The sequence below is a fragment of the Mycobacterium sp. genome, from assembly GCF_050701515.1.
Taxonomy (GTDB): Bacteria; Actinomycetota; Actinomycetes; order Mycobacteriales; family Mycobacteriaceae; genus Mycobacterium.
The window spans coordinates 1-7,303 of record NZ_JBOGDB010000029.1 but is presented as its reverse complement, the minus strand read 5'-3'; the positions used below and the strand labels follow the sequence as shown (position 1 = coordinate 7,303).

Sequence of the window (7,303 nt, the reverse complement as noted above, 5' to 3'; positions counted from 1 at the left end):
AAGCGAACGCACACGACGGCGAGCGATCGAGACCCTGGACAGGCTGCAACAGGAGGACGCGCCAGTCACCGTCGCCGGCCTGGCACGCGCTGCCGGTGTTGCACGCTCCTGGATCTATACCCAGCGGGACTTGCTGGCACGGATCACCACCGAACGTCCAGACACGCGGTCCGTAGCCACGGACCGCACGCGCGCCAGCGACGAATCCTGGCGGCGACGCATCGAGCTGGCCCACCAACGGATCAAGCAACTATCCGACGAGAACCGGCAACTGCGAGACCAGCTTGCGATCGCACATGGTCAACGCCGAGCTGAACAGATCACCGCGTCGAAGACACCGTCTATGACACAAGCTCCCAGGTCATGACCGATACACACACGGGGGACCCTGGGGAACGTATGTTCGCATCGAGGTCCGACGAATCAGCGGGCCTCGCCGTAGATGCTGGTGACCCAGATGTGCACCAGCGTGTCGAGTAGCTGCTGTGGGGCTATCGAGGGCTGCTCTTCGGTGAATGACGTGAACAAGGCGCGTTCGTTCATCAGGTTCAATGCTGTTGCGAGGTCGCGGGCGGGCAGCGTCGTCGGCGCCGCGCCCTGGGCCCGCTCGGCCTCGATGGTGGCGGCGGTGCTATCGATCCACTTCGTCATGAACCTCGCCAGCAGTGCGCGTACGTCGGGGTTCGACGCGCGCACCTCGTGTGCGGCTCGGGTCACGCCCCGGTGCCGAACGAAGGTCTCGAAGAACACGTTGATCCCGGTACGCCAGGCCTGATAACGATCCGCGGGAACGTTCTCGGCGTGCCGTTCAAACGCGGCGTCGGCCTCGGTGATCACCTGCTCGAACAGGGCGAACAGCACGGCGTCCTTGGACGGGAAATAGAAGTAAAAGGTCGGCCGCGACAAGCCGGCCCCTTTGGCAAGGTCGTCCACCGAGATCTCGGCGATGGACCGCTCGGCCAGCAATCGCCTCGCGGTTTCGAGAATGGCCAGCTCGCGTTCGTCGCCCGACGGCCGAACGGCGCGTCGGCCACGGGTTCGGGCCTGGCTGGCGGTGGTCACGGCCGATACTTTACACCATGTCGAATTTTTCAACACACTGTTGACTCACTCGACACCCTGTTGATAATCTCGGGGCATGACCGAACACCTCGACGTTGTCATCGTGGGCGCCGGCATCTCCGGCATCAGCGCCGCCTGGCACCTGCAGGACCGCTGCCCGACCAAGAGCTACGCGATCCTGGAGCGCCGCGACAATCTCGGCGGCACCTGGGACCTGTTCAAATACCCCGGCATCCGGTCCGACTCCGACATGTTCACCCTCGGCTTCCGGTTCAAGCCGTGGACGGCGGAGAAGGCCATCGCCGACGGGCCGTCGATCATGAGCTACCTGAAGGAAACGGTCGCCGAGTCCGGCATCGACAAGCACATCCGCTACGGCCAGAAGGTCGTCGGTGCGGAGTGGTCGGACGCCGACAACCGTTGGACTGTTCGGGTGGAGAGCAACGGCAAAGAGCGTGAGATCACCTGCTCCTTCCTGTTCGCCTGCAGCGGCTACTACAACTACGACGAGGGCTACTCGCCGGAGTTCCCGGGTTCGGAGGACTTCGAGGGCACCATCATTCACCCGCAGCACTGGCCCGAGGACCTCGACTACGCGGGCAAGAAGGTCGTCGTGATCGGCAGCGGTGCCACCGCGGTGACTCTCATTCCGGCGCTGGCGGATTCGGGTGCCGGCCACGTGACGATGCTGCAGCGTTCGCCCACCTACGTCGGCTCGCTGCCCGATATCGACCCGTTCACCGTGCGGATGAACAAGACGCTGCCGGCCAAACCCGCGTACGTGGTCAACCGGTGGAAGAGCATCCTCTTCCAGTCCGCCCAGTACCGGATCAGCCGCCGCTTCCCGAAGTTCATGCGCAAGGCGCTGATGACCATGGCCCAGCGGCGGCTGCCCGAGGGTTATGACGTCGAGAGGCACTTCGGCCCGCGGTACAACCCGTGGGACGAGCGGTTGTGCCTGGCGCCCAATGGCGATCTGTTCAGGACGATCAAAAAGGGCAAGGCCGATGTCGTCACCGACACCATCGACCGGTTCACCAAGACCGGGATCAAGCTGGCCTCCGGTGTGGGGGCACCTCCCGCTTGCGGGGGAGAGCTGCAGGCCGACATCATCGTCACCGCAACGGGTTTGAACCTGCAGCTGTTCGGCGGCGCCGACATCATGCGCAATGGTGTGCCCGTCGACCTCCATGACACCATGGCCTACAAGGGCATGATGCTGACCCACATGCCTAACATGGCGTTCACCATCGGCTACACCAACGCGTCGTGGACGCTGAAGGCCGATCTGGTGTCGGAGTTCGTCTGCCGCGTGCTCAATTACATGGACGCCAACGGCTTTGACACCGTCGAGCCCCAGCATCCGGGCAATAGCGTTGACGAACGCCCGCTGATGGATTTCACTCCCGGCTATGTGCTGCGGGCGCTGGACTACCTGCCGAAGGCCGGACATGTGCCGCCGTGGCGGCTCAAGCAGAACTATCTGCTGGACCTCCGGCTGATCCGGCGCGGCAAGGTCGACGACGAGGCGCTGCAGTTCACCAAACACCATGCGCCGGTGGCGGCTTCGGCCTAATCCCCAGTCCCCAGTCCCCAGTCCCCAGTCCCCAGCTTGCGCGTGGGCCCAGATCAGCCTACGACGACGACGATGCCGTCGTCGTCGCTGTAGCCGATCTCACCGGGCGCGAACGTCACACCACCGAACTCCACGACCACATCGCGCTCGCCGTCGCCGGTCTTGGTGCTCTTGCGAGGATTGGTGCCCAGCGCCTTGATGCCGATGTCGAGCGTGCGCAGTGTCGCCGCGTCGCGCACCGCGCCGTTGATGATCAGCCCGACCCAGCCGTTGTCGCAACCGAGGCCGGCGATGACGTCGCCGACCAGGGCGGCATGCAGCGAACCGTTCCCGTCGATCACCAGCACGCGACCGTTACCCGGTTCGGACAGAACCGATTTCAGCAGCGCGTTGTCCTCGACGCACTTCACTGTGGTGATCGGCCCGGCGAATTCTGACCGGCCGCCGAATTGCCGCAGTTGCAGGTCACAGCTGCGGACGTCGGGGCCGATCTCGTCGACCAGATCGGCGGTGGGGCGCGGCTCGATCGTCATCGATCGATGCTAGCCACCACGATGTCGTGCACGAACTGCGTCAGCCCGGGCTCGACGTCGTCGTAGTACCGGATGAAGCGCTCGTCGGTCAGATACATCTCCACCAGGTTGCGGTGCATCTCGTCGCCGCAGTCGTAGAACCGCTCGATTGACGCGCGGTGACGCGCCGCCAGTTCGTGGGCTCGCGCCGATCCGGGTTCGACGCCGTCCCGCTTGGCTTCCGCCAGCGCGGCCAACAGTGCATCGCCGTCGGCCTTGATCTGCAGCCAGTCATCTTTGGTGAAGCTGGCCGTCCGCTGCTGGGACTGCTTCCAGGCGTCGGTATCGCCCCACCGCTCCTCCGCCTCGGCGGCGTACTCGTCGCTGAAGGCCGTGGTGCCGAAGATCTCGACCTGTTCCTCGGCCGACAGCTGGATGCCGTCGCGGTGTGCGTTCATCAGTTCCTCCACTGCCTTGATGGTGTCCTGCAGCCGCTCGGCTGATTGAGTCAGCAGCGCGTGCTGGTGTTGCAGGTGCGCGAAGACATCGGCGTCCGGGTCATCGAGCAGGGTGCCGATCTCGTCGAGCGGCAGGCCGACGGACCGGTACACCAGCACCAGGTGCAGCCGCTCGATGTCGGCGTCGGTGTAGCCGCGATAGCCCGCCGGGGTACGGACGCTGGGCACCACCAGACCGATGTGGTCGTAGTGGTGCAGTGTGCGCACGGAGGCACCCGTGAGGGTGGCTACCGCACCGACGGTCTTGGCGTCCATCCCGCCACTATCGACCCTGACGTCGCGTGAGGGACAAGTCGACGTGTCAGTCGTCGGAGCGCCGACGCGCAACGAGTATCAGCAGGATCGCCAGCACACCGGCGGCAATGGCCGCGGCCAGCGGCAGCCGCGACTGCTCGGGCCCCACCAGTGGCACGGTGGGCGGCCCCGCCGTCGGGCTGCCGGCCGCGGCGACGGTCGATTTTGCCTGCGCCGCTGTCTCTTTCGCCGCCGCAAGTTGGCCGGCGCCGTTGGTGTCGACCAGTTGCGGTGCGGGTTTCGGCCCGGACTTGGGTGGTGCCTTCTTCGCCGCCGACTTCTTGGCAGCCTTCTTGGCGGGCTTCTTGGCAGCTTTCGCCGGAGCCTTCTTGGCGGCCTTGGCAGCCGACTTTTTGGCCGCGGCTTTCTTGGCGGCCTTCTTGGCCGGCGGGGCCGGCGGCTGAACGCCGGGCGGTGTGGCGTCCGCCGCCTCCGGGCCCGTAGATGCCGGTTCGGCTGCAGGCGGTGCGGCGTCAGGCTTTTCGTCGGGTCGATCCTGCTGGTCTGCCATCTGGCTGCTCCTTTGCAGTGTCTCGTCCTCAGCTTGATCGGGTTGGGTGGTACCCCCCGGCAGTAGTTCCCATCATGCCAGGTCGGATATTTCGCTATCCGGTTACGGAGAGTGCCGCAGCCATGGTCAAGGCCATCGCCATGATTGCCAGCTCGCTCAGCGACCGGGACCGCGACACATCGGCGGTGACTCGATGCGACTTTGCCGCGGGCAGCCAGCCGGCGCGGTTGCGCCATGCCAATATCGTCAGCGCGACCGTCAGAGCGATCTTTGTCAGCAACACCCGGCCGTATCCCGTGGCGAACAACTGCGCGGCCGAATCCACCGTCACCAACGCGCCCGCAGCACCACCGGCCAGCAACGCGATCACACACCACAGCGACAGCTCGGAGAACCGGGGCAGCACCCGCGCCCACTGCCCGCGGTGATCGACGGTCAGCACCAGCGCGGCCAGCGTTCCGCACCACACCGCGGCGGCCAACGTGTGGATCGCGATTGCGACGGCGCCCAGCGAGCTGGCCGCGAGGTGCCCCGCGATCGTGCGGGCCCCAGCCCCGCAGCGGTGATCCCGGCAGCGGCCGTGAGAATCGGTGCAGTCCGCGGTCCGACGGCCACGGCGAGGCACACCAGCGCCGCGGCCGCCGCGCTGAACAGCCCGGACCGTCCGGACGTCGTGCTGAGCGTGAATTCCACCGTCGCGTGCAGATCCAGGCGACCGACCGGGGTCGCCGCCGACTGCGCCGCGGCGACCACGATCCGGGTCAGCTCGGCGAGCAGCCAGACACCGGCCGCCACGGCCAGCGGCGCGGCGGCTCGGCGGGTCAACTCGTCGCGGTGGCGGGCGGCATCGAGCGCCGGCACCACGGTCAACCCGAGCGTGACCACGGCCGCGCAATCCGCGGGCGCCCGGACCACCGTTGCGGTCGGCGAAGCCTGCGGATAGGCCAGCGCCCAGGCGGCCGTCGTCGCGGCCAGCACGACGAGCAGACCGCCGGCCACCGTCAGGTGGCGGGTCACGTCTTTCGTCGTGCCGCCCACCACACTCCGCCGCCGATGATCACCGCGCCGGCCACCAGAAACAGCCACACCGGGAGGGCGCCGCCAGAGGTGCCGGCCGGCTTGGCCGGTGTGGCAGGCGGCCCGGGCGAGCCGGTCGCCGCTGCCGTGAGCCGAAACGACCACGACCCCGACACCGCGTGCCCGTCGGCAGATGTCACGCGGTAGTTGACCGTATAGGTGCCGGCGGGCCCCAGCGGGCGCACGCCGACACTGATCACCGCGCCCTCGACCCGTGGGTCGCCGGTGGACCACAGATTGCCATCCGGCCCCACCACGGTCATCGCGGCGAACGCGGGCTGCAACGCCTCGCTGAATGTTGCGCTGACGCGCTCGGGTCCCTGGTTCAGCGCGGCACCCTCGGCCGGGACGGTCGCGATGCGGGTGGCATGCGCGGACGCGACGCCGGCGCCGCCCAGCGCCAACGAAGCCAGCAGCACACCGAGTAGCGTCGCGAGCGCCGGGCGGATCACAGGATGCTCGATCAGGCCAGGCCGAGCCGGGCCATCAGGTCGGCGTCAATGCCGTCGAGCTGTTGCGAGATCGCGGCGTGGGCGGTGCGCCGACGCGATGCCGGCATGTTCTCCGCGGCGGTCACGGCTGCCGACAGGTCGCTGAGCCGATCTTTGATGGCCGCGACGAACTGTTTGGTCTCGGCGTCCTTCGGCTTCTTCTCGGCCACTAGGCGCAACGACTGCTCGGCGCCGGCGATCCGGGCGGACAGCTGCCCCCCGTGGCCGGAGAATTGGCCGATTTGGCTGAGCGGAACGCCGAGGCGGTCGGCCCGTCGTTCGTCGATCAAACCGCGCGCGGCCATCGCCGCTCGGTAAACCAGCGGCACCACCACCGGGGCCAGCAGCCGCGAAACGGTGAGCAGTCGGCGAATACGAGTCGGCGAGAAAAACTTGCCCTCGCGAGCCGCCTTGAGCTCCGTCTCAGCAACCTTCACCGCGGCCCGGTCGCTGTCCCGTTGCGCTCTCAGCTGCGCCTTGAGCGCGTTGGCCTCCGCCCTGTGGGCGGCCTTGATTCGACGGTTCTCGTTCTTCGCCGCGAGCTTGGCTTCCAGCTTCGCGCGGGCCTTGATGGCGCGGGCCTCAGCTCGACGAGTAGCGCGGCTTTTGCGTCGCGTGAACAGGCCCATCCCGGCCGCCTCCCGATCTTCTCGTCGACATTTCGACCATCCGTGTCTGCGATGGCGCAGCCCAACACTAGCGTCCTCGGTTCCGGCGCCCGCCGGTGTGCCCCCGGCAGATGCGGTTTGCTCCACCAGCAAACCGCCGAGCCGGATTGTGCAACAATCATCGCACCCGTCAGATTCACCGGCGGGTGTGCTGTGAGGAGTGGTGACGAAGTGGTTACCCGAGTGCAAGTCGCCGCTTCTGCCTTTGTTGTGGCCTCCGGCCTGTTCATGTGTGGTCTTGGCGGTGCGTTGGCCGTTGCTGAACCTGGCCATCGGCATTCGGACGGCTCGGCGGGCGAACCGGGCCGCAGCTCGCAGAATGATTCCGATCGTCGTGGCGACCGCGACGGCCGCGATGCAACCAAGAAACCGCGGCCGAAGGAGATCAACCCGCGGCAGAACAACCCCAGGGAGTCCGACCCGAGGGAGATTCCGCCGGAGCTCACGTCGCCCTCGAAGGAACCGCCGGTTACCGAGCCCACTAAGACCCCCACGGAGACCACAAGGCCTCCGACTACTACCGAGACCCCTCCGCCCGGCCAGCCACCCGGTGATGGCGCCGGTGGCGGCGGCGGTGGCGGCGGCGGTGGCGGC

General features: G+C 67.3%; 8 protein-coding genes and 2 pseudogenes. 3 read left to right on the top strand and 7 right to left on the bottom strand.

The genetic code is table 11. From position 1 onward, the window contains the following. On the top strand, positions 1-367 hold a 367-nt coding region (locus tag ACRDU5_RS02565; protein ID WP_526612646.1), incomplete at its 5' end, for a DUF6262 family protein. 56 nt (positions 368-423) lie between these two features. Here the strand turns inward: ACRDU5_RS02565 and ACRDU5_RS02560 are convergent. Continuing rightward, positions 424-1,062 carry a TetR/AcrR family transcriptional regulator gene (locus ACRDU5_RS02560; RefSeq protein ID WP_526612645.1) on the bottom strand — a complete coding sequence of 213 codons (639 nt, stop codon included), beginning with the start codon at positions 1,060-1,062 and terminating at the stop codon, positions 424-426. Positions 1,063-1,138: 76 nt separating this feature from the next. Between ACRDU5_RS02560 and ACRDU5_RS02555 the strand changes: the two genes are divergently transcribed. Continuing rightward, positions 1,139-2,638 carry a flavin-containing monooxygenase gene (locus tag ACRDU5_RS02555; protein WP_526612644.1) on the top strand — a complete coding sequence of 500 codons (1,500 nt, stop codon included), beginning with the start codon at positions 1,139-1,141 and terminating at the stop codon, positions 2,636-2,638. A gap of 53 nt (positions 2,639-2,691) precedes the next feature. Here ACRDU5_RS02555 and rraA read toward each other — a convergent pair whose 3' ends face one another. The 6 genes and pseudogenes from rraA to ACRDU5_RS02525 form a co-directional block, all read right to left on the bottom strand. Next, positions 2,692-3,171, bottom strand: coding sequence for a ribonuclease E activity regulator RraA (gene rraA / locus ACRDU5_RS02550; protein ID WP_526612643.1), 480 nt, complete (start codon positions 3,169-3,171; stop codon positions 2,692-2,694). Next, positions 3,168-3,923 (bottom strand): MerR family transcriptional regulator, encoded by a 756-nt coding sequence (locus tag ACRDU5_RS02545; RefSeq protein WP_526612642.1) that lies wholly within the window; start codon positions 3,921-3,923, stop codon positions 3,168-3,170. Before ACRDU5_RS02545 ends, rraA begins: the two co-directional genes overlap by 4 nt. 46 nt (positions 3,924-3,969) lie before the next feature. After that, positions 3,970-4,473, bottom strand: a complete 504-nt coding sequence (locus ACRDU5_RS02540; RefSeq protein WP_526612641.1) for a hypothetical protein — start codon at positions 4,471-4,473, stop codon at positions 3,970-3,972. Positions 4,474-4,567: 94 nt separating this feature from the next. Continuing rightward, positions 4,568-5,511: pseudogene (locus tag ACRDU5_RS02535) on the bottom strand (CopD family protein). After that, complete coding sequence (locus ACRDU5_RS02530) at positions 5,487-5,999, bottom strand: copper resistance CopC family protein (RefSeq protein WP_526612647.1); 513 nt, start codon at positions 5,997-5,999, stop codon at positions 5,487-5,489. The pseudogene ACRDU5_RS02535 and the gene ACRDU5_RS02530 overlap by 25 nt, the downstream one beginning before the upstream one ends. A 14-nt stretch (positions 6,000-6,013) precedes the next feature. Next, complete coding sequence (locus tag ACRDU5_RS02525; protein ID WP_526612640.1) at positions 6,014-6,670, bottom strand: DUF6474 family protein; 657 nt, start codon at positions 6,668-6,670, stop codon at positions 6,014-6,016. 210 nt (positions 6,671-6,880) lie between these two features. Between ACRDU5_RS02525 and ACRDU5_RS02520 the strand changes: the two are divergent. Further along, positions 6,881-7,303 (top strand): annotated as a pseudogene (locus tag ACRDU5_RS02520) (hypothetical protein); the annotation flags it as partial.